The organism is Pseudomonas bananamidigenes (assembly GCF_001679645.1).
Classification (GTDB): Bacteria; Pseudomonadota; Gammaproteobacteria; order Pseudomonadales; family Pseudomonadaceae; genus Aquipseudomonas; species Aquipseudomonas bananamidigenes.
Genome location: NZ_LRUN01000001.1, coordinates 72116 through 94671, shown reverse-complemented (window position 1 = coordinate 94671; position 22556 = coordinate 72116). Strand labels below are relative to the sequence as shown.

Here is a 22556-nt window from a genome sequence, read left to right as displayed (position 1 = left end):
TTCTGCGGGCCTTCTGTTTTTGCCGGGTTGATCAACCGCGACGACGCAGGGCGTCGATACGCTCTTCCAGCGGTGGGTGACTCATGAACATGCGGGCGAACCCTTGTTTGATGCCACCGTTGATGCCGAAGGCATTCAGGGTGTCAGGCATGTGCACCGGCAGGCCCTGTTCGGCACGCAGGCGTTGCAGGGCGCCGATCATCGCGCTGGTACCGGCCAAGCGAGCGCCGGCGTCGTCGGCACGGAATTCCCGTTTGCGCGAGAACCACATCACGATGGCGCTGGCCAGGATGCCCAGAACCAGTTCGGCGAAGATGGTCGCGATGTAGTACGCGATACCCTGGCCTTCCTCGTTCTTGAAGATCACCTTGTCAACGAAGTTGCCGATGATCCGTGCAAAGAACATCACGAAGGTGTTCACCACGCCCTGGATCAGTGCCAGGGTGACCATGTCGCCGTTGGCGACGTGGCCGATTTCGTGGGCCAGCACGGCTTTCACTTCGTCCGGAGAGAAACGCTCCAGCAGGCCCTGGCTGACAGCGACCAGCGCATCGTTCTTGTTCCAGCCCGTGGCGAAAGCGTTAGCTTCGTAGGCCGGGAAAATCCCGACTTCGGGCATCTTGATCCCGGCTTCCCGGGACAGTTGCTCGACGGTTTGCAGCAGCCATTGTTCGTGGCGGGTGCGCGGCTGGGTGATGATCTGTGTGCCGGTGCTCATCTTCGCCATCCACTTGGAGATGAACAATGAGAACAGCGAACCGGCGAAACCAAAGACTGCACAGAAAACCAGCAGCTGATTGAGGTTGAGGTCAACCCCGTTGGCCGCCATGAACCCGTTGAAGCCGAACAGGCTCAGGGTGATGCTGGCTATCAGCACGACCGCCAGGTTAGTGGCCAAAAACAGCAGGATGCGCATCATGGTTGTAGAAATCTCCTCAAGCTAAAGATGTAGCGTACTGCGGGGTATATAAGGTGCGGCACCGGGCGATTCAACCGGGTGACTATTTCAAACTGTGTCCTGTATTGAATTCTGCAGTGCGTGGGACATTTCCCGTCCTCTGCGCCGCTATGAACGACCGCCGCGCGCCACCCACGGCCAGTGCGTCAGACTCGCGTGATGGGTACGAGTCCACAGTGTAGAAGGCATGCGCAAGGTGGCGGGGCAGAAGTGTTGCTGAATCAGACAGTGCGCAACGCAAGGCGCGTTGCGCACCGATGACCGGCTACTGGCGGTAGCTCTTGAGGAAGTTGCCGATGCGTCCGATGGCCATGTCCAGATCATCGACACGGGGCAGGGTCACGACACGGAAGTGATCCGGCCATGGCCAGTTGAAGGCCGTGCCCTGAACCACCAGGAGTTTCTCGGACAGCAACAGGTCGAGGACGAATTTTTCGTCGTTGTGAATCGGGCAGACTTTCGGATCGATCTTGGGGAAGGCATACAGCGCGCCCATCGGCTTCACGCAGCTCACGCCGGGAATGTCATTGAGCAACTCCCAGGTGCGGTTGCGCTGCTCCAGCAGGCGCCCTTGCGGCAGCACCAGATCGTTGATGCTCTGATAGCCGCCGAGTGCGGTCTGAATGGCATGCTGGCTGGGCACATTGGCACACAGGCGCATGTTGGCCAGCATGTCGATACCTTCGATGTAGCTGTGGGCATTGTGCTTGGGCCCGGAGATGGCGATCCAGCCGGAGCGGAAACCCGCTACGCGATACGACTTCGACAGGCCGTTGAAGGTCAGGCACAGCAGGTCCGGGGCCAGCGATGCCGTGCAGATATGCACGGCATCGTCGTAAAGGATCTTGTCGTAGATCTCGTCGGAGAACACCACCAGGTTGTGCTGACGGGCCAGTTCCAGCATGCCCAGCAACACTTCCTTCGAATAGACGGCGCCGGTCGGGTTGTTCGGGTTGATGATCACCATGGCCTTGGTGTTCGGGGTGATCTTGGCTTTCATGTCGGCCAGATCCGGGAACCAGCCGGCGCCTTCGTCGCACAGATAATGCACGGCATTGCCGCCGGCCAGGCTGACGGCAGCGGTCCACAGCGGATAGTCAGGCGCCGGCACCAGCACTTCGTCGCCGTTGTTGAGCAGGGCCTGCAGCGACATCACGATCAGTTCGGACACGCCGTTGCCCAGGTAGATGTCTTCGATGCCGACACCTTCGACCTGCTTCTGCTGGTAGTACTGCATCACCGCCTTGCGTGCGCTGAACAGGCCTTTGGAGTCGCTGTAGCCCTGGGCGGTCGGCAGGTTGCGGATCACATCCTGGAGAATTTCGTCAGGCGCTTCGAAACCAAAGGGCGCCGGGTTGCCAATGTTCAGCTTGAGGATGCGGTGGCCTTCCTCTTCCAGGCGTTTGGCGTGCTTGAGCACCGGGCCGCGAATGTCGTAGCAGACGTTGGCGAGCTTGTTCGATTTGCTGAACTGCATGGTGATGTGATCCCGAAAATGAACGATCCAGACGGCGGGTGGACAACCGTGCTGGGAATCCTGCGTCTTCACACAGGCAGGCCTCTTGAGCGGCGGTTTCCGACAATCCGTTTGAATGCGCCGGATCCCGCTGCCAGACTGGCGTATGACGAGGCGCAATCATACGTGCCGCCCGATCCGTGGAAAAGGTACAGATCGGGCTTTTTCAGCCGCTGAGGTGTGATGATGGAAAAGATAGAAAAGACCCTGGAAGAATGGCGCGCGATGCTCGATCCGGAGCAGTACAACGTGTGCCGTCTCAGTGCTACCGAACGACCGTTCTCGGGCAAGTACAACGCCACGAAGACGGACGGCGTCTATCACTGCGTCTGCTGCAACGCGCCGCTGTTCGACTCCACGACCAAATTCGACTCCGGATGCGGCTGGCCGAGCTTTTATGCACCGATCGGTGAAAGTGCCATGACCGAAATCCGTGACACCAGCCACGGCATGATCCGTACCGAAGTGAAATGCGCCCGTTGCGATGCACATCTCGGTCACGTATTCCCCGACGGGCCGCCGCCAACCGGCCTGCGTTATTGCATCAACTCCGTGTGCCTGGATCTGGTGCCGCGCGAATAACCGAAAGCAGGCGATCCACGGATCGCCTTTCGGATAATTAAATTGCACACAATTCAATTGCTCGCTACCTTTGCAGCTTCTCAACTTTCCGGAGTGCGCACCATGAGCGATAACCTGCTGGACATCCCGTGCACCACCATCAAGGGCGAGCAAAAGACCCTCGCCGATTTCGCCGGCAAGGCGGTGCTCGTGGTCAACACCGCCAGCAAGTGTGGTTTCACCCCGCAGTACAAGGGGCTCGAAGCCTTGTGGCAGACATACAAGGATCAAGGTCTGGTGGTGCTGGGCTTTCCGTGCAATCAGTTCGGCAAACAGGAGCCCGGCAACGAGGGTGCAATCAGCGAGTTCTGCGAGCTCAATTACGGCGTCAGCTTCCCGCTGTTCAAGAAGATTGAAGTCAACGGCAACGGTGCGCATCCGCTGTTTGTGCAATTGAAGAAACGTGCGCCGGGCGTTCTGGGCTCTCAGGGCATCAAGTGGAATTTCACCAAATTTCTGATCGGCAAGGATGGCCAGGTAGTCAAGCGCTTCGCCCCGGCCACCAAGCCGCAGGACCTGAGCCGCGAGATCGAAGCCCTGCTCAAATGAACACTCTGTCCGCCGATGCCCTGAAGCTCGACAGTCAGTTGTGTTTCAAGCTGTACGCCGCGTCCCGGGCGGTGATCCGTGCCTACAAGCCGATGCTCGATCAGCTCGGTCTGACGTATCCGCAGTACCTGGCGATGCTGGTGCTGTGGGAATGGCAGGAGACCGCGCCGGAACAACCGACGGTCAAGGCGTTGGGCGAGCGTCTGGCGCTGGATTCCGGGACGCTCACGCCGCTGCTCAAGCGTCTGGAGCAACTGCAACTGGTACAACGCCGGCGTTCGGCGCGGGACGAGCGTGAGGTCCATCTGAGCCTCACCGCCCAGGGACAGGCGCTGCGTGCGCAGGTCGGGCCTTTGAAGGATCGGTTGTTGTGTGACAGCGGTGTGGATCTGGATCGGCTCAATGAACTGCGCACGGGGCTCGACCATCTGTTGGGGCAGATCAGAGCGCTGTCGTAGTCGGGATCCACTGATCCAGCAACGCCGCCAGTTCTTCGCGGCGAAAGGGTTTGGCCAGGTAGTCGCTCATGCCCGCCGCCCGGCAGCGTTCGCGTTCCTCGGACATGGCGTTGGCAGTCAGCGCCACGATCGGCAGATGCGGCCAGCGACCGCTCTGGCGGATCTGCCGGCTCGCTTCGTAGCCATCCATCACTGGCATGTTGCAGTCCATCAATACCAGATCGAATTCGTGGTGTTCCAGTTGATCCAGCGCTTCTGCGCCATGGGCTGCCACGATGACCTCGCACCCGAGTTTGCCGAGCATGCCCTTGGCTACCAGTTGATTGACCGGATTGTCCTCCACCAGCAATACCCGCCCGCGGCGTTGCGAGGGGACGTTTTCGAGCCGTGCGCGATCGATCGTGACGATGTCCGGTTGCAGGGTCCGGCGCAGATTCTGGTAAAGGGCATTGCGTGCCAGCGGGCGCGCCTGCTGTTGCAGCGGGGCGAGGGCGGCGGCTTCTTCGCCGGGCAGGAAGCTGCCGTAGGCTGTCACCAGCAGGATCGGGGCGCTCATGGTCGGGCGCAGGCCGAACAGGCATTCGGGGCAGTCGGTGACGATGATGTCCGGCTTCAGGCCGAGCAATGAGTCGTCGATCGTGCGCTGTTCATAGGTCAGGCCCCAGACCGGCAGCAGGTTTTTCAGCAGCTCCGAAAGACCGCTGGCGGCCGTGGTAATGGCGAGCACGTTGCCATGCAGCGGTGCCGGAATGACTGCGCGAGTGTGGCAGGGCAATGGCAGTTCGGCGCAGAACTGGCTGCCGAATCCGACTTCGGAGCTGATCGTCAGGCGTCCCTGCATGGCTTCGCAAAGATTGTAGGTCAACGCCAGGCCCAGCCCGGTGCCGCCGTACTGCCGGGTAATGCCGGCTCCGGCCTGGGTGAAGGGCTGGAAGATTCTCACCTGGGCTTCCTGGGCGATGCCGATGCCGGTGTCACACACCTCGATACGCACGCCATCTTTCCATGTCGACAACCGGACATCGACCCGACCGAAACGGGTGAACTTCAGGGCGTTGGACAGCAGGTTGCTGACGATCTGCCGGACCCGGGTCGGGTCGCCCAGCACCAGCGCCGGGAAGTGCGGATCGATCAGGCAGGTCAGTTCGACGCTAGGCGCGGCATTCTGCGACAGCAGGTTGGCGGTGTCTTCGATGAGCGAGCCGAGGTCGAACGGGATGTGCTCGAGCTCCAGTTGTCCGGCATCGAATTTCGACAGATCAAGAATATCGTTGAGCAATTCCACCAGTACCTTGCCCGAGTCGTGGGCGATGGACAGTTGCTGTTGTTGTTCAGCATTGAGCGGACCGTCCAGGGACAGCGCGATCATGCCCAGCAGGCCGTTGAGCGGAGTGCGGATCTCGTGGCTCATGTTGGCCAGGAAAGCCGAGCGCGCCTCGGCCATGTCCAATGCCGTACTGCGGGCGACTTCCAGTTCCTCGTTGGACTGGCTGAGGCGGGCGTTGATTGCCTTGAGTTCGGCGGTGCGTGCGGAAACGATATCTTCCAGTTGTGCGAGGTAATCGGTGAGGCGGTTTTCTGCGTTGCGCCGTTGCCGGATTTCCGTGGCGATATTTTCGAACTGCTGATTGGCGACCTTCACCAGCACACCGATCTCGTCGTTGGCATGGCCGGCCGGGCACTCCAGAGTGGTCGGTTCGGCACTGCGCGGATCGCGCCCGCTGAGTTCACGGATCACCCGCACCAGCGGCTTGGTCAGCATCACATAGAACAGCGCCAGCAGGATGCCGGTCAGGATCAGGCTGCGGGCAAAGCCGTTGAGCAAGGTGACTTCGGCCCGGCGCAGAAAACGGCTGCCGAAGGCATAGGTGTCCACTTCCAGGCTCAGGGTGCCGAGAGACTCGTTGGGCAAATGGTCGAGATAGAGCCGGTCCTCGAACTCGCGCTTGGCCCCGAACAGGAAGTCGCTCAACACCCGGTAGCCACTTTGCAGCTCCGGACGCTTGACGCTGGCCAGCACCGTCTGGTTGTTGTCGGTCAGTTGCGCGGAAATGATCGCCGGCGATCGCAGCAAACCCAGCGTAAGCTCCTGGGCCAGTTCCGCGTCGATGTTGTAGGCGATGCGCGAGGCCGGATTGTGGCTGATTTCCAGCAGGGAAAGGATTTCACGGTTGATGGAGGCGTCTTCGCTGGCATAATCGATGCCGATTTGCAGCAGACTGAGCAGTGTGCCCAGAATGAACCCGACCAGCACGGTAAGCCTGGCTTGCTTGTAAGACAGCCGGTGGGTGAATTTGATATCCATGGGGTGTTGAACCACTTACGTTTCCCTTCGCTGCTCAAGCATAGTCGATCATGCATGGATACCGGAGTTCCCGCATAGCCTTGTAACAAGGGCCGGGACGGGTGTCGAACGCTATTGTCTGTCGCTGCTTTGTCATCATCACTGCCAACCCGCCCGAGGAGAAGACGTGGATTCCCGATTGAATGCTTTTCTTGAGCGCGCAGAGTCGGTTCTGGCGCGAATCGAACCGTTGCTGCCGGCGCCACGCCCGCTCATCGACTGGGGTACTTGCCTGGCTGCCCGCTGGCAGCGCGACGGGCGCAGCGGCTACCTGCTGCCACTGGAGGTCAGCCTCGACATGCGTTTGTCGGACCTGATCGGTGTCGATCGGCAACTGGAGCAACTGGGCCGAAATACCCAACAGTTCCTCGACGGCATGCCGGCCAACCATGCGCTGCTCTGGGGCTCGCGCGGGACCGGGAAATCCTCGCTGGTGCGGGCGCTGCTGGCCGAACACGCCAAGGCCGGCCTGCGCCTGATCGAGATCGAGCGCGATCATCTGGCGGACCTGCCGCGGGTGGTGGAGCAGGTCGCCAAACTGCCACAGCGTTTCGTGCTGTTTTGCGATGATCTGTCGTTCGAGTCCGGCGAAGGCGATTACCGGGTGCTGAAAAGCGTGCTGGATGGCTCGCTGGAACAGGCGCCGGACAACGTGTTGCTGTACGCGACCTCCAACCGTCGTCACCTGGTGCCGGAAAAGGAAAGCGACAACGAAAACTGGAAGCGCGTCGATGGCGAGCTGCATCCCAGCGAGGCGGTGGAAGACAAGATCGCCCTGTCGGATCGCTTCGGCCTGTGGCTGTCGTTCTATCCGTTTACCCAGGAACACTTCCTCAATGTTGTCGAACACTGGATCGGCCAGCTGGCCTCCAGGGCCGGGCTGAGCTGGCAGCGCGACGAACAACTGGACATTCAAGCCGTACGCTGGGCAACCGGCCGCGGCAACCGCAACGGACGTTGCGCATACCAATTCGCCCGCTATTGGGTGGGACTGAAATTGCTGGAGCACAAGGCATGATTGATTTGCAACAGAGCGGCCAGGGTCTGGAAGGCTATGGGATGCTGGCCGCGCAACTGGAGTCGCTGCTGGCGGACGAGCGCGATTTCATCGCCAACGCCGCACAGTTTTCGGCGTTCCTGTTCAACCAGCTCGACGACCTGAACTGGGCCGGTTTCTACCTCAATCGCAATGAAGAGCTGGTGCTGGGCCCGTTCCAGGGCCAGATCGCCTGCGTACGCATTCCGTTCGGTCGCGGCGTGTGTGGCGCGGCGGCGGCCAGCCTGCAGAGCCAACGGGTCGAAGACGTTCACGCATTCCCCGGTCACATCGCCTGTGACAGCGCATCGAACAGCGAACTGGTGGTGCCGCTGGTCAAGGACGGTCGTCTGATTGGCGTCCTCGACCTCGACAGTCCGAAGCTGGCCCGCTTCGGCACAGAAGATCAGGCCGGTATCGAACGACTGGCGGCGATCTTCCTGCGCCTGACCGACTGCTGATCACGCCGCCAGACCCGCCTTGCGCAACACGCCGGCGGGATCTACCAAATCGACCTGCTGCGGGTCGAGGAAGCGGCCGGCATATTGCAGGTAAACGCGTTCGCGGATGAACAGGCCGAACAGCTCGGCGTCGATATGCGCCTCGCGGCACATGGTGGCCATGATTGCCAGCGCTTCGCTGAGCGTCTTGGCCTTTTTGTAAGGGCGGTCGGCGGCGGTCAGGGCTTCAAAGATATCGGCGATCGCCATCATTCGCGCAGGCAGGCTCATTTCCTCGCGTTTCAAACGTTTCGGGTAACCGGTGCCGTCCATTTTTTCATGGTGGCCGCCGGCAATTTCCGCCACGTTGTTCAGGTGCCCGGGGAAGGGCAGATGACTGAGCATCAGGATCGTCTGCACCATGTGGTGGTTGATGATGTAGCGTTCTTCGCGGGTCAGGGTGCCGCGAGGAATGCTCAGGTTGTAAAGCTCGCCTCGGTTGTATTTGTAACGCGGGACGTCGAGTTTGAATCCCCACGGATTGTCTTCCGGGATCAGCTCGCCGTCGCTGCGTTCGAGCAAGTGCTCGGGCTTGTCCGCCAACAGTTTTTCGCTGACCGGCAAGGTCGGTGCCGACGTGCGCGCCTGACGCCGGTTTTCTTCCCAGGACACACCCAGGCGATCATCCAGGGTGCGCGTCCAGGTGCGCTGCGCGATATCCTCGAGACGCTGCAGGTCGGTTTCGGCCATGGCTTCGCTACCCAGATTGCAGCGGGCGACAAAACCGAAGTCGTCATCCAGAGCCATGAGTGTTGCGTCTCGCAAACCGGCCAGTTGCTGTTCATCGCCACCCGACGCCAGCGCCTGCCAGTAACTGATCCAGGCATCGCGCTTGAGCACTTCGAACCGGGTGCGGATTTCATGGATGCGGTCGTTCAGGGTTTCCAGTTTGGTGGCTTTGTCGACGACGTATTCCGGAGTCGTGACCTTGCCGCAGTCGTGCAGCCACGCGGCGATGTGCAAGGCTTCCCATTCGTCCTCACCGGGCTGGTAATCGCTGAAGGCCGGCGCCTCGCTGGCTGCGGCGGCACGAGCGAGCATCAGGGTCAGTTCCGGCACGCGCTGGCAGTGTCCGCCGGTGTAAGGACTCTTGGCATCGATTGCACCGGCCAGCAGTTGAATGAACGCATCCAGCAGTTGTTTCTGTCGGGCCTGCAGGCGCTGACTTTCGATACTCACTGTCGCGGCGCCGGACACGGCCTGCAGGAATGCGATGCGGTCCGGGCGCAGTTTTTCCTGGTCGGCAACCGTGCCGCTGTCGTTGATCAGCAGCAACAGCAGGCCGACCGTCTCGTTGTGTCGATTGTGCAGGCGCAGGCCGATCAGATGAACCCTGGGCGTGGCCATGGCCAGCAGGACTTTTTGCAGATCGGCGGCCTGTTCGAAGCCCAGACCGGTCACGGTGTTGTCGGCCTGCACCAGTTGCCCGAACCATTCGGGACGTTGTGTGGCATCAAGGTCGTAGCCTTGAACATCGAACTCGGACGGCGTCCGGGAAACACCATCGATCACCAGACCATAAGGTTCAATGCGCTTGCCATCGCTTTCGCGCAGATAAATCAGTCCCGCCTGGGCCTGGGCGATCTGCACCGTTTCGAACAGCACCCGTTGCAGCAGCGGGGCGAAGCGAGTTTCGGCAGTCAGACTGTCGGTGATGCGAAAGAAACTGGCCAGGGTGTCTTTCATGCGCGCCATCGACAGGCTCAACTGATCGACCTCCAGCACCGGCGAGCGCCGTGTCACGGGGAAGTTGAAGTCGAAACTGCGAATCGCATCGGCCTCCCTGACCAGTGCGTGCAGCGGCTTGACCAGAATCCGTGAAATCAGCCAGCCCAGCGGCAGACACAGCAACAACGTAGCGAGCGTGATCAACGCACCTTGCCAGCGCATGCGATAGGCATCGACCAGTAACTCGTCCTCCGGCACCAGCAAGGCCATCTGCAGGCCTTTGGGTCCACCTTCCTGCAAGTGGCTGCGGGCGAAGATCCAACGTCGCCCGTCGGCGTTCAGTCGGTTGCCCGGGTGTTCGCCAGTCAACAGGGCATGCAGGCTCGGGCTCAGGTCTGCCGCCCGGGCCAGTCGCGCGCTCTGGTCATCGACGATCAACCGGCGGCTGTCAGGGTATGCCACGGCGTTGCCATCGGCATCGTAGAGGACGATTTCGGTCGCCGGTGTCACCACATGCTTGATCAGGGTCGCCGACAGTGCATCGAGGGTCAGGTCGGCGGCGATGACTGCGTGTTCGCCGCTGCGCCGGGCAAGGGTGGTACCGACATTGCGTGTGGAAAAAAATACGTAGGGCTCGGTGGTGACTTGCTCGTCCTGCTGCTGCGCGAGTTTGTACCAGGCCCGGTCACGTGGATCGTAGGCGTCGTCCTGATTATCGGTACGACCGATCGCTGTCAGTTCACGATCGAAGAACAATGATTGCGAGCGTGCCTTGCCGCTGGTGTCATGTTCGATGCTCCAGACCTGATAGGCCGCCGCATCCGGGGCCTTGAGAACTGTCTTCAGTGGCGCGGTGCGCAATGGCCGTACCATGAAGAAATCACCGTTGTCGTACCCCAGATACAGCGAAGCCAGGTCGGGATTGTCCGCCAGCGACTGGCTGAATGGCTTGAGCAGCGTCAGACGCTGTTCCAGTGTGGTGGCCCGGGTTCCCGTCGTGTCCGCGAGCAGGCTGAGCAAGTGCCGGATCGGTGTGTAGGTCGATTGCAGATCGACGCGCACATCCTGTTCGATGCGTTCAAACAGTTTTTCGCCGCTCGACAGGATGATCTGCGTGGTCTGCCGATAGTTGAACAGCCCCAGTACCACACCGGTGAGCAACAGCAGAAAGGTGAACATGACGCTGATGTGCACATGTAAGGGAAACCGGCGTTGTTCCGGGCGCAGTGGGCTGGGCATTGCGGACTCTCCGTGTTGAAAAAACACACTGCTCAGCGCTCAAGCATAGTTAAGGCCCGCTCACTCTGCTCTGTCCCGACTGCACCTGTTGTTGCTCAAGTGCTCTCTCCAGTGCCATTTCCAGTTCGAGGATGGCGTTATGGCCGTCTTCGCATCGGCGTTCGATCTCGCATTGCGGCAATGCCTGCAGACATGCCTGTTCAAGGGCATCACAGCGCTCGATCAGGTGTGCGGCTTGGGCGATGCGTGCAGCGCCTTTGATCCGGTGCGCAATCTCGGCCAGCGCCTTTGGGTCACCTCTTCGGGACAGGGTCTGCAGGTCCTGGCGATCCTGCCGACTGCTTTTGAGCAATTCGCTCAGCAGTCGTCGCATCTGCGCCGGATTTCCACCCGTCAGCGATTGCATTCCCTGCAAGTTGAACGGCGGCGCACGAAACAGGGGGCGTACGTTGTCGACCCACTGGCTCAGGATGCTCAGGCTCAGGGGTTTGAACAGGCATTCGTTCATGCCGGCCTGCTTGCAGCGCAGGATCTCTTCCGGCTGGGCATTGGCCGTAAACCCGAGTACCACGCAGGCCGGCCGTTGCGTGAGCCTTTCATGGCGGCGGATCGCCCGGGTCAGCTCATATCCGTTCATGACGGGCATGTTGCAATCGGCGATGACCAGGTCGAATGTGCTGCCTTTCCATTGTTCCAACGCGCTGCGTCCCTCTTCGGCGATGCTGTATCGATGACCGAGGTACTCCAGTTGTTGACACATCAGCAGGCGGTTGGCCGGATGATCGTCGACAATCAGCACGTTCAGAGGGGTGAGGGCGGTCTGGATCTGCGGTTCCAGTTCCGGGCCGGTCACTTGCGCGGGCAGGGTCGCCAGGGGCAACGACACACTGACTTGGGTGCCGCCCCCCGGCTGGCTGCTCAATTGCAGTTCGCCACCCATCATTTCGCAAAGATTTCGGCTGATGACCAGGCCCAGCCCGGCACCGCCGATTGCCCGGCACTTGCCATGGCGGGCCTGAGCGAAAGGTTCGAACAGACGCCGTTGATCCTCGGCCGTGATACCGATGCCGCTGTCCTGTACGGTCAATTTCACCCGGGAGCAATCGGGGCGTTCGCCGGCCAGCACTTCCAGCGAGACCTGCACCTGGCCATGCTCGGTGAACTTGATGGCATTACTGATCAGGTTCGACAGTACCTGCTTGAAGCGCAGAGGGTCCAGGTGCACGTCGACGTCCAGTCCGGGAGGGGAGACATTCAGCGTCAGATCCAGATGTTTCTGACGGGCCAGACCTTCGAAAATCCTGATCACCGAACCGATGGTCCCGACGAGGTTGACGCGCTGGGGGCTCAGACTCAGACGTCCGGATTCGATCCGGGCGATATCCAGGATGTCACCGATCAACCCCAGCAGGTCCTTGGCCGAACTGTAGGCGGTTTCGATGTTGGCGCGGTCCGGGTGCATTTTGTCCATGCGTTTGAGGGATAACTCGAGCATGCCGATCACCGCGTTCATCGGTGTACGGATTTCGTGGCTCATGGTCGCCAGAAACGTACTCTTGGCCCGGTTGGCATCGTCCGCCCGCTCCTTGGCGGTGCGCAGTTCATCGAACAGTTCATGACGCTCGCTGATGTCGATCCAGCCACCGATGATGCCCTGAACGTCACCGCTGGAGTCGCGATACGGCAGGATCCAGTGATAGATCGTCAGGCGTCGGTCGCCGATGTGCAGTGGCCGGTCGAGCACAAGCGGCTTGCCCTCGGTCACCACTCGCTGGTAATCGGCCTGGAAAACCCTGGCTTCGTATGCGTTGTTGAGGGCTCCCTCCATGACGCTTTTGCCGATGACGTCTTCGCGCCGGACATTGAAGGTTTCCAGGTAGCTGTCGTTGCAACTTTGCAGCAGTCCCTGCCGATCACGCACATAGATTGGATGCGGCGTGCCGTTGAGCAACGAGCGCATGAACTCCAGCTGGTCGCTCAGGGCGCGTTCGGCTGATTTTCGCTGCCTGATCTGGCGGCGCATGTAGGCATTCCAGAACAGTGAAAGCAGCAGAAGCAGGCCGGCACCGCCTATGACTTGATAGAAGAGACGCCGGTATTGGTGCCACGCACCCTGGGAAACACTTGAATAACCACGCCAGCGGCCATTGATGATACCCAGCTCCTCGGGCGTGATGCTCATCAGCGTCTTGTCGATGATCGAACTCAGTTCGGGGTTGTCTCGCGCTGTTGCCAGGGAAAACGCTGCCTGGCGCGTACCGATGGTGGTGGTGATCTGTAGCGGCTGTTCGAAAATGTGTGAGGCGATGAAGTAGTTGGCGATCACCAGCGAATTCACGGCTCCGTCGACCTGACCTTCGTCGAGCAAGGCCACCGCACTGAAGGTGTCCGGCGTTTCGATCAACTGGATATAGGGAAACTCGCGGCGCAGATATTCGATCATCGGGTTGCCCTGGGCAATGGCCAGGCGCTTGCGCTTGAGTTGTCCGAGGTGTGTCGGACTGTCGGCAGCCTTGCGCGTCAGCAGGACGTAGGAGTTTTCAAGATAGGGGCGACTGAATCGGAGGGTTTCTTCTCTCCGGGGTGTCGGCAGCAGAGCGGCAATCAGGTCGACCTGCCGGTTTTCGATCTGCTTGATCATCTCGGCGTCACTGCGGCTGCGGCGTACATCGAAGCGCAGACCGGTGCGCAGGCGTATGAGTTCGAGCAGGTCGGCGCTGATGCCGCGAAAGTTGCCATCGGTATCGAAGAATGTCAGGGGAGCGAAGGCCTCGTTGACCACCACACTGACAACCGGGTGTTTTTTCAGCCATTGCTCTTCGCGGTGGGTCAGTTGCAGTTTCTGATCGGTCAGCAAGGTGTCGCTGCCGGCACTCCAGCGTTTGGCGATATGCTCCCGTTCGCTCGCCGGGACGGCCTTGAGCACGTTATCGATGATGCCCAGCAATTGCGGGTTGTCACGACGCACGGCGAAACTGAAACCGTGCGCTTCGTGCTTGCCGAAATTGGCCATGCGGATGTTGTTCAGGTAGCCCTTGCTGATCATGTAGTGGGTGGAAATGGTATCGCCGAGAAACACGTCCGCCTGATCGAACGCCACTGCATTGATAGCGTTCTGGTAGGACGGGTAGGCCGTGACGAGCGCCTTGGGGTACAGGGTCTTGATCTCGTCCAGCGGCAGGTAGTGATACAGCATGCTCAGACGCAAACCGGCCAGACCTTCGCTCAATGAACGGGTTTCGCCTTCGCGGGTCACCAGCACGGGTTGATCGATGGCGTAGGGGCTGGACAGGACAAGATTGCGGTTCTCCGCTTCCAGCCCGTTGGATGTCCCGAGCATGTCGATGCTGCCGTCGATCAGGGCCGCAATGGCGGCTTCTCGGCTGGAAAACCGCTTTACCTTGATCGGCAGGGCGGTTGCCTGCCCGATGATTCCGGCGTAGTCCGCGGTGAAACCTTCGTAATCACGACCGCTGGCGGTCATGTCGAATGGCGGATAGTCGGGAGCGGAGGTGCCCAGAATCAGTTCGTTGCGCCTGTTCAGCCAGTCCCGTTGCGAAGGTTCGAGCAGTACCGGCAGTGTTCTGCCGGTCGAACGGCTGAGCAGGGTCAAGTCTTGTGGCGAGGCGGGCGTGGCTGTTACTGAAGCACTTAACCCCAGGCATGTACTTGCAATGATCAGACACTTCTTTAAATGGCTGGACATGTTGGCTCTCACACGAGTGCGTTACGTTTGGCCATTTCGATAAGTTCTACAAGGGATTTGGCCTTGAGTTTCTGCATCAGGCGTTTTTTATAAGTACTGACGGTCTTGTTGCTGAGAAACATGCCCTTGGCAATTTCCTTGTTTGTCCGGCCCTGGGCAAACAGTTGCAACACCATCAACTCCCTGTCGTTTACCGACTTGAAAAGTTCCAGTTCCACGTAGCGAATATCATCATTGCGAACCGGATTCAGTGCCTGGCTGGGAAAATAGTTGTAACCGGAAAGAACAGCCTTTATTGCGCTGACGAGTTCACTCAGGTCCTCCTGTTTGCACACATAGCCCGATGCACCGGACTGCATGCAGCGGATACCGAACAGTGTAGGGCACTGTGCAGTCAGGACCAGCGTCTTGAAGGGAGAACTCATGGCGTTGAAGCGGGCCAGAACTTCCAGCCCGTCCAGTTTCGGAATACTGATGTCGAGAATGATCAGGTCGGGAGCGCATTCACGGACCATTTGCATGGCATCGACGCCATTATCGGTTTCCCCGACGACTTTATAACCTTCATGTTCCAGAAGCATTCGAACGGCAAGGCGAATAACGGGATGATCGTCGACGATAAAAACGGAGTTCATATAAAGTCCCATGCGAGCGCGATTAAAGGGCGCACCTTAGCTCAGTTGGATGAGCGGTCGCATGAACCCACAGGGTCTCAGCAGCAATCTAGGATTGTTCCTACAAGTAAAGAGGAATGAGACTACGCAATAACTAGTTTTGGCGTAGGTAGAGAGACGGGGTGTCCTCTTCGCAATTCCTGCTGGAAATCTGTGTATGGCTGAAGATCGGCTTGTTTAATGTTTGTCGTCCATTCATGGACTGTTGTTTCGGTTATTGACTGCGATCACTGACCCGACCGATCCAAGGCTGATCGGTCGGGCGACCGGTTATCAATGGCTGGAGCGCCCGGTCATTTCCAGCGCCATGTCACTGGCGTAGCTATCGGTCATGCCGGCGATGAAGTCGATCATGCGCAGGAACGAGGTGTGCAACGGGCCATGCGGGTCCGGCGCATTGTTGCCCAGCAGGTCGAGGATCCTGCGGCTCTTGAAGGACGGCGTGCGGCCATTGTGTTGTTCCAGGGCTGCGCCGCAAAACGCATTGAGCAGAATTTCCAGGGTCGTGTAAGCGCCGATTTCATGCAGCGTCTTGCGTTTGTCCTGAAAGATTTTCTTGCGGGCGATGTCCTTGGCATTCAGCACGCAACGTTTGGCCGGACCATGCATGTGCTCCACGAGATCACCATGAAGCGTCCCGGCCAGCAACGCGTCCTGTTGTTCGACGAAGGCCCGGGCAGCGGCGTTGGTCAAGTGTTCGATGGCCTTGCCCCGCAGGATCGCCAGTTTGCGCCGACGCGAATCCTGCGGTCCCAGCTGCCGATAGGTTTCCGGCAAGTCGTCGCCGACCAGGCCAAGCAGCAATGACTCGACCTCGGCATAGTCCAGCAGATCCATTTCCAGTCCGTCTTCCAGATCGATCAGCGCATAGCAGATGTCGTCCGCGGCCTCCATCAGATACACCAGCGGATGACGTGCCCAGCGCTGTTCCTCGAGTTGCGGCAGGCCCAGCTTGTGGGCGATCTGCTCCAGCAATGGCAACTCGCTCTGGTAGCAGCCGAACTTGTGTTTCTTGTACCCCAGGGAGTCGGCGTGACGCGCGGTCCACGGGTACTTGAGGTACGTGCCGAGGGTCGCATAGGTCAAGCGGGTGCCACCGTCGAACTGGTGATATTCCAGCTGCGTGAGAACCCGGAAACCCTGGGCATTGCCTTCGAAGTTCAGGAAGTCACCGCGTTCGGCGTCACTCATCGCATCCAGCCAGCCACGCCCGGCGGCCTGCTGGAACCAGTGGCGGATAGCGTCTTCGCCGGAATGACCGAAGGGCGGGTTGCCGATGTCATGGGCCAGGCAGGCGGACTGCACGACCATGCCCAGGTCGCTCGGCTCACACCACTCGGGCAGGGCGCGACGCAGGGTTTCACCGACGCGCATGCCGAGCGAGCGTCCGACGCAACTGACTTCCAGCGAGTGGGTCAGGCGCGTGTGGATATGGTCGTTGCTCGAGACGGGATGCACCTGTGTCTTGCGGCCCAGACGGCGGAAGGCACCGGAGAAAATGATGCGGTCGTGGTCTTTGTGGAACGGGCTGCGGCCGAGTTCCTGCGGGCTGTGCAGCGGCTTGCCGAGACGTTCGCGGTTGAGCAGGGTTTGCCAATCCAAGGCTGATTCTCTCCGTCGGGTGACTGGTGCCCTAGCTTCCCGGTTCGGGAGGACGTCTGCAAGTACAACTACAGCCCGGCGGCGTCGATGTCGATCAACAACAGGCGTTCGCCGTTGTCGAAGAACTGTCCGGCAGTCAGGCAATACTGGTTGGTGGTGGCGTCGCGATACGTGTTGGAAAGCATCAGTCGCCGTTCTTCCCGGCCTTCGGCCAACAGGTGGTAGAAGTAAGGACGCCACGACCAGTTGTGACCCAGATAACGGTTGTCGGCAACCCAGCCACTCTGGCGCCATTCCAGGTTCGGTGTCAGTTGGGTGCCTTGACGATCGCACTGGTAAAAACGCAGCAGCCACGGAAAGGCATCCAGTTGCGGCAAGGCACTGAGCGGGGCGCGGGTCTGGGCCCAGTTCTGCAGGATCGTCATCAGTTCAGCGAGTTGTTGGCGCATCGACATCAGTTTGCCACGCTCGGCGAGCTTCTGCTTCACATAGGACTGGCGCAGTTCAGCGAAGCGCGGGACGAAAGCGTCCGTTGCAAAGAAGGCCTGCTGCGCGCGGGCGAACAGAAACCCCTGTACATAACGTGAGCCCACCTCCAGGGCGAAATTCAGCTGGGCCTCGGTTTCCACCCCTTCGGCAATGATCCGGCAACCGGTTTTTTCCGCCATCTGCGCCAGCGCCTTGACCACATCGCTGCTGGGTCCGCCGAGAGCGGCGGCCTGAAACAGGCGCATGTCGAGCTTGAGGATGTCCGGTTGCAGGGCCAGCACGCGATCGAGCTGTGAGTATCCGGCGCCGAAATCATCTATGGCGATTCGAGCCCCGGCATCACGGTAGCGCGCCACCACTTCAGACAAACGCTGGCTGTTGCCACCCAGTTCGGTGATTTCGAAGACTATCCGCTGCGGGTCGACGCCATGCCGGGCCAATTGCTTGAGACTTGGCAGCGCCTGGTCGGGGCGCAAACGGCTGATCCAGCGTGGTGACATGTTCAGGCTGAGAAACCAGTCCGGTGGTGCGTCGTGAAACCGGCTCAGCGCATTGTCACGAATCTGCCGGTCGAGGCGGCGCAGTGCGGTAGCGGGCGTTCTTGGATCGGCGAACAACGGCCCGACCGACATCAGTTGCCCTTGCGCCTGGCGCAGGCGACCCAGAGCCTCGACGCCTGCAATGCGTCCGGTGGCGGTATCGATGAAAGGCTGAAAGCAGGCGAGCGGTTGCCCGTCGATCACGGGGCCTCCTTGGTCATTGTTGTTCTGGTCGGGTCCTGCCAGCCGTACAGGCGAGCGGGACCGAATCTCCTGATGAAGAGATTCGATCCCGCGTGCAGTGCAAGAATGCAGCCAGATGTGAAACTCAGCGCTTGCCGGAGTTCTGCATGACCAGTCTGATCAGCGGTGCGAGGCTGGTTCCGAGGCGGATCAAACGGCTCACGCCGCTGATGCCACCGCTTTTGGCGCCCTTGCCGGTGAGAAAACCCAGCAACGTCACCGCCGCCACGCCCCACAACGGCGCGTGCTTGATGCCGAAACCGTCTTGCAGGTTCTGCTTCATGCCACGCATGCGGTGCAAGGGCTCCATCAGTTGTCCGGTTTCGTGGCGGATTTCCTGGCGATGCATTTCCATGCGCAGGCGGATCAGGGCCTTGCGCATTTCCTGGCGCGAGCTGTTGCGCGGAAGTTCAGGCAGGCTCATGGCAACAGGCGCTCCCGGTCGTTGGCCAGTTCTTCCAGGGTGCCGTGGAAGGGCGAGGATTCATCGAAGATTGCAGCCTTCAAGCGCAGCCCGCAGAAGATCGCCGCCAGGGTGTAGAACACGCACAGGCCGATGATCGCGGCGAGACGATAGGTGTCCCAGAACACGATCAGGACCAGTGTCGACAGGCCGACCAGCAACAGCAGTGCGAATACCAGTGCCAGACCGGCGAACAGTAACAGGCTGACAGTGCGCGCCTTTTGCTCTTGCAGTTCGATGCCGAACAGCTCGACATGACTGTGCAGAAGACCGAGGACGGCAGCGCCCAGGCGCCGTGTGGAAGAGGCAGTGCCCGCAGTCGGGCCGGATTCACCGATCGACATGATCAGCGCCGCGTGGCCAGCAGGCCAAGCAGAAAGCCCACCCCGGCGGCGATGCCCACCGATTGCCACGGATTGGCCGATACGTAATCTTCAGTGGCATTGACCGCGGCCTGCCCGCGCTGGCGCAGAGTGTCTTCGGTCAACTTCAGGGTTTCCCGTGCGCGCAGCAGGCTTTCATGGATCTGTTCGCGCAACTCGTCAGCCTGATCGCCGGCCAGCGTGGCGGTATGTTCCAGCAACCGTTCAGTGTCGCTGACCAGGGTCTGGAAGTCGTTCATCAGGATTTCTTGAGCAGTCTTTGCCTTGGTGCTGGCCATTGGGGATCTCCGTAAGTGGCAGTCTGAAGCGGCTTCTGAAACTTTCGAGTATGCGCCTTGCGTGAAGGTTCAGTACAAATGACTGGTACATCTTTTGCTGTGTCGTGGTGCGTCGTCTGGCCATGGTGCGCTATTGCCGGGCGCGAAACCGGGAAATCATAGCCCGGATGACACGGGTTCAGCTCAGGACATCGACCTCGTGCGCCAAAGCGGTTCACCCGCCCCATGGGTTGGTGATCTGCGTGGTCGCAACTTGGTGCGTGAAATGTCCGCATGAACCGCTTTGGTGCCTTTTTCAGCCTTGGGTCTGACTCTTCATGGAAAATCTGCAAAGCGCTGTGGATACGCTCGTTCATGGTTCCAACACGTTATTCATTCTGATCGGTGCCGTTATGGTGCTGGCCATGCATGCCGGTTTCGCTTTTCTGGAGGTCGGAACGGTTCGCCAGAAGAATCAGGTCAATGCCCTGTCGAAGATTCTCAGCGACTTCGCGGTGTCGACGCTGGCCTATTTCTTTATAGGCTACTGGATCTCGTACGGGGTGACGTTTCTGCAACCGGCGACCGTGCTCAGTGCCGATCATGGTTACGCACTGGTGAAGTTTTTCTTCCTGCTGACCTTTGCGGCAGCGATTCCGGCGATCATTTCCGGCGGCATTGCCGAGCGGGCCCGGTTCGTTCCACAGCTGTGTGCAACGGCGCTGATCGTGGCGTTCATCTATCCGTTTTTCGAGGGCCTGATCTGGAACGGCAACCATGGGCTGCAAGCCTGGCTGGCGGTGCGATTCGGCGCATCGTTCCATGATTTCGCCGGCTCCGTGGTGGTTCACGCCATGGGCGGCTGGCTGGCGCTGGCGGCGGTATTGTTGCTGGGGCCGCGCAACGGTCGTTATCGCGATGGCCGGCTGGTGGCGTTCGCGCCGTCGAGCATTCCGTTTCTGGCGTTGGGATCGTGGATCCTGATCGTCGGCTGGTTCGGCTTCAACGTGATGAGCGCGCAGACCCTCCAAGGTGTCAGTGGCCTGGTGGCGGTCAATTCGTTGATGGCGATGGTGGGCGGAACGGTGGCGGCACTGATCGTCGGGCGCAATGACCCGGGCTTTCTGCACAACGGCCCGTTGGCCGGTCTGGTGGCGGTGTGCGCGGGCTCCGACCTGATGCACCCGGTGGGCGCCCTGGTCACCGGTGCGATTGCCGGCGCCCTGTTTGTCTGGTGCTTCACGGCGGCGCAGGTCAAATGGCGGATCGATGATGTGCTGGGGGTCTGGCCGCTGCACGGATTATGTGGCGTGTGGGGCGGCATCGCCTGCGGGATCTTCGGCTCGACCGCATTGGGCGGGCTCGGCGGCGTCAGCCTGATCAGTCAGTTGATCGGCACGGCGTTGGGCGTGGTAGTGGCGCTGGTCGGTGGCTTCGCCGTCTATGGCTCGATCAAGGCATTGCATGGCCTGCGCCTGAGCCAGGAACAGGAGTACTACGGCGCCGACCTGTCTTTGCACAAGATCGGCGCGGTCAGTCAGGACTAGGTCTCCTCATCGTCGGCACCCGGGTAAAAGCCATGCAGCAGGCGGTAGCGGTCGATGCGCACCCGATCGACTTTCTCCTGTACCTGATGCGCCGGCAGGCCGAGAAGAATCAGGGCATGGGCGGCGAGCATCAGGCTTGACTCCAGCAATTCAGGAACCACTTCGCTGGCGCCGGCGGCTTTGAGTTCGGACCACTGGCTGTCGTCGCGGGTGCGCACCAGAATCGGTACTTTCGGGTTCAGTCGCCGGGCCTCCTTGAGCACCCGCAACGCCACATCGCTTTTATCCACGGCAATCACCAGCAGCCTTGCACGCAGCAAGCCGACTGCGGTCAGAAGGTCGGCGCGTGCAGAATCGCCGTAATGCACGTCGCGTTCGACGGTGGCTGCCTCCTGAATACGTACGGGGTCGTTGTCCAGGGCGATGTAAGGTTGCCCGGCATTGCGCATGAAGCGTCCGATCGACTGACCGACACGCCCGTAGCCGCAGATCACCACATGCTGATCGAGTCCGGCATTGAGGGCGCTGATCTGCTCGATCTGTGCTTCCTCATTGGGTTTGCGATGCAGGGCCGCGGCGATGCGAGGGGCAGCGCGCAGCATCAGCGGTGTCAGCAGCATTGAGCAGAACGTCGCCGCGAGGAGCAGGGCGCCGAGATCGGCGGGCATCAAATTATTCTGCTGCATCTGCGCCATCAGGGCGAAACAGAACTCGCCACCCTGCGCCAGGGCCAGGCCGCTGCGCCAGGCGGTTTCATTGTCGCTGCCACGCCATTTCACCAGCAGCGCCACCACGGAGCCCTTGATCACCAGCAGACCCAGGGTCATGGCGATTATCAGAAGGCTGTGACTGGTGAAGAGTTGCAGGTCAATGAGCATGCCGATGCTGACGAAAAACAGGCCGAGCAGGATGTCGCGGAACGGCCGGATATCGGCTTCGATCTGGTGCCGATAATGACTTTCTCCCAGCAACATGCCGGCGAGAAAAGCACCGAGGGCGGGGGACAGCCCCAGCAGGTGTGTCAGCCAGGCCGTGAGCAATACGATCACCAGCGCCAGCAGCACGAACAGCTCGGCCGAACGCGACGCGGCCACTTCCTGGAAAAGGCGCGGCAACAGCCAGCGACTGGCCAGCAGCAAGCCCATGAACAGCACGACTGTCTTGAGCAGTGTCAGCGGCAACGCCCAATACCACGCCTGGTCGCTGCTGCCGGCGAAGACGGGTACCAGTGTCAGTAACGACACCGCCACGACATCCTGAAACAACAGGACCCCGACCGCATTCTGGCCATGGCTGCTGAAGATTTCGCCGAGGCTGCCCAGTTCTTTGGTGACGATCGCCGTGGATGAAAGCGAAAGGCCTGCGCCCAGCAGCAGCGCCGGGGCTAGAGGCATGCCCAGCAGCATCAGCCCACTTCCCAGCAGACCAGCGCTGATCAGTACTTGCTGGCTGCCCAGGCGAAACACTACCTGGCGAAGCGCAATCATTTTCGACAGGGAGAATTCCAGCCCCAGGGAGAACAGTAGAAACACCACGCCCAGTTCGGCCAGATCCGGCAGATGCTCGCTCTCGTTGATCCAGTCGAAGGCCTTCGGGCCGACCATCAGTCCTACACACAGATAGCCCAGCACCGGCGGCAGACGCAGGCGTCGGAACAGGGCAATCACCACCAGGGAGGAGGCGAGGATAATCAGCAGATTGGCAAACACAGAACACTCCGGCGATGGGGCGGGCTCTTCAAGCGTAGAGGCAAAAAACGCCGGA

General features: G+C 60.4%; 18 protein-coding genes. 6 read left to right on the top strand and 12 right to left on the bottom strand.

What is annotated here, in order from left to right; genetic code table 11:
• Window positions 1-31 precede the first annotated feature (31 nt).
• Window positions 32-919 carry a protease HtpX gene (gene htpX, locus BBF94_RS00420; RefSeq protein WP_065257087.1) on the bottom strand — a complete coding sequence of 296 codons (888 nt, stop codon included), beginning with the start codon at window positions 917-919 and terminating at the stop codon, window positions 32-34.
• 304 nt (window positions 920-1223) lie between these two features.
• Window positions 1224-2435 carry a pyridoxal phosphate-dependent aminotransferase gene (locus BBF94_RS00415; protein ID WP_065257086.1) on the bottom strand — a complete coding sequence of 404 codons (1212 nt, stop codon included), beginning with the start codon at window positions 2433-2435 and terminating at the stop codon, window positions 1224-1226.
• Between the two features lie 225 nt (window positions 2436-2660).
• On the opposite strand from BBF94_RS00415, the gene msrB reads away from it, so the two are divergent.
• The 3 genes from msrB to BBF94_RS00400 all read left to right on the top strand — a co-directional run bounded on the left by msrB (window position 2661) and on the right by BBF94_RS00400 (window position 4102).
• A complete protein-coding gene (gene msrB, locus BBF94_RS00410; protein WP_065257266.1) occupies window positions 2661-3056 on the top strand; it encodes a peptide-methionine (R)-S-oxide reductase MsrB in 396 nt (131 codons plus the stop codon).
• Between the two features lie 102 nt (window positions 3057-3158).
• Complete coding sequence (locus BBF94_RS00405; RefSeq protein ID WP_065257085.1) at window positions 3159-3644, top strand: glutathione peroxidase; 486 nt, start codon at window positions 3159-3161, stop codon at window positions 3642-3644.
• Complete coding sequence (locus tag BBF94_RS00400) at window positions 3641-4102, top strand: MarR family winged helix-turn-helix transcriptional regulator (RefSeq protein ID WP_065257084.1); 462 nt, start codon at window positions 3641-3643, stop codon at window positions 4100-4102. The genes BBF94_RS00405 and BBF94_RS00400 overlap by 4 nt, the downstream gene beginning before the upstream one ends.
• Here BBF94_RS00400 and BBF94_RS00395 read toward each other — a convergent pair.
• On the bottom strand, window positions 4086-6407 hold the full coding sequence (locus tag BBF94_RS00395) for a hybrid sensor histidine kinase/response regulator (RefSeq protein ID WP_065257083.1): 2322 nt from the start codon (window positions 6405-6407) through the stop codon (window positions 4086-4088). The two genes, BBF94_RS00400 and BBF94_RS00395, sit on opposite strands and share 17 nt — an antisense overlap.
• 166 nt (window positions 6408-6573) lie before the next feature.
• Here BBF94_RS00395 and BBF94_RS00390 point away from each other — a divergent pair, with 166 nt between their 5' ends.
• Both BBF94_RS00390 and BBF94_RS00385 read left to right on the top strand, forming a co-directional pair.
• Window positions 6574-7464 carry an ATP-binding protein gene (locus BBF94_RS00390; RefSeq protein WP_065257082.1) on the top strand — a complete coding sequence of 297 codons (891 nt, stop codon included), beginning with the start codon at window positions 6574-6576 and terminating at the stop codon, window positions 7462-7464.
• On the top strand, window positions 7461-7943 hold the full coding sequence (locus BBF94_RS00385; RefSeq protein WP_065257081.1) for a GAF domain-containing protein: 483 nt from the start codon (window positions 7461-7463) through the stop codon (window positions 7941-7943). Before BBF94_RS00390 ends, BBF94_RS00385 begins: the two co-directional genes overlap by 4 nt.
• On the opposite strand, the gene BBF94_RS00380 is transcribed toward BBF94_RS00385, so the two are convergent.
• The 8 genes from BBF94_RS00380 to BBF94_RS00345 form a co-directional block, all read right to left on the bottom strand.
• Window positions 7944-10889, bottom strand: a complete 2946-nt coding sequence (locus tag BBF94_RS00380; protein ID WP_065257080.1) for an HD domain-containing phosphohydrolase — start codon at window positions 10887-10889, stop codon at window positions 7944-7946. It abuts the gene before it with no gap.
• A gap of 49 nt (window positions 10890-10938) precedes the next feature.
• A complete protein-coding gene (locus BBF94_RS00375) occupies window positions 10939-14595 on the bottom strand; it encodes a transporter substrate-binding domain-containing protein (protein WP_065257079.1) in 3657 nt (1218 codons plus the stop codon).
• 8 nt (window positions 14596-14603) lie between these two features.
• Entirely contained in the window at window positions 14604-15230 is a 627-nt protein-coding gene (locus BBF94_RS00370; RefSeq protein ID WP_065257078.1) for a response regulator transcription factor, read from the bottom strand.
• A gap of 312 nt (window positions 15231-15542) precedes the next feature.
• Window positions 15543-16871, bottom strand: a complete 1329-nt coding sequence (locus BBF94_RS00365; protein WP_065257077.1) for a deoxyguanosinetriphosphate triphosphohydrolase — start codon at window positions 16869-16871, stop codon at window positions 15543-15545.
• A gap of 68 nt (window positions 16872-16939) precedes the next feature.
• Entirely contained in the window at window positions 16940-18103 is a 1164-nt protein-coding gene (locus BBF94_RS00360) for an EAL domain-containing protein (protein ID WP_065257076.1), read from the bottom strand.
• Between the two features lie 124 nt (window positions 18104-18227).
• On the bottom strand, window positions 18228-18566 hold the full coding sequence (locus BBF94_RS00355; protein ID WP_065257075.1) for a hypothetical protein: 339 nt from the start codon (window positions 18564-18566) through the stop codon (window positions 18228-18230).
• Window positions 18563-18949 (bottom strand): phage holin family protein, encoded by a 387-nt coding sequence (locus BBF94_RS00350; protein ID WP_065257074.1) that lies wholly within the window; start codon window positions 18947-18949, stop codon window positions 18563-18565. The genes BBF94_RS00355 and BBF94_RS00350 overlap by 4 nt, the downstream gene beginning before the upstream one ends.
• A 2-nt stretch (window positions 18950-18951) precedes the next feature.
• Window positions 18952-19266: a DUF883 family protein gene (locus tag BBF94_RS00345; RefSeq protein WP_065257073.1), complete on the bottom strand. Its 315-nt coding sequence runs from the start codon at window positions 19264-19266 to the stop codon at window positions 18952-18954.
• Window positions 19267-19583: 317 nt separating this feature from the next.
• Between BBF94_RS00345 and BBF94_RS00340 the strand changes: the two genes are divergently transcribed.
• Window positions 19584-20792, top strand: coding sequence for an ammonium transporter (locus BBF94_RS00340; protein ID WP_065257072.1), 1209 nt, complete (start codon window positions 19584-19586; stop codon window positions 20790-20792).
• Here BBF94_RS00340 and BBF94_RS00335 read toward each other — a convergent pair.
• Complete coding sequence (locus tag BBF94_RS00335) at window positions 20789-22501, bottom strand: cation:proton antiporter (RefSeq protein ID WP_065257071.1); 1713 nt, start codon at window positions 22499-22501, stop codon at window positions 20789-20791. The genes BBF94_RS00340 and BBF94_RS00335 overlap by 4 nt on opposite strands.
• Window positions 22502-22556 lie beyond the last annotated feature (55 nt).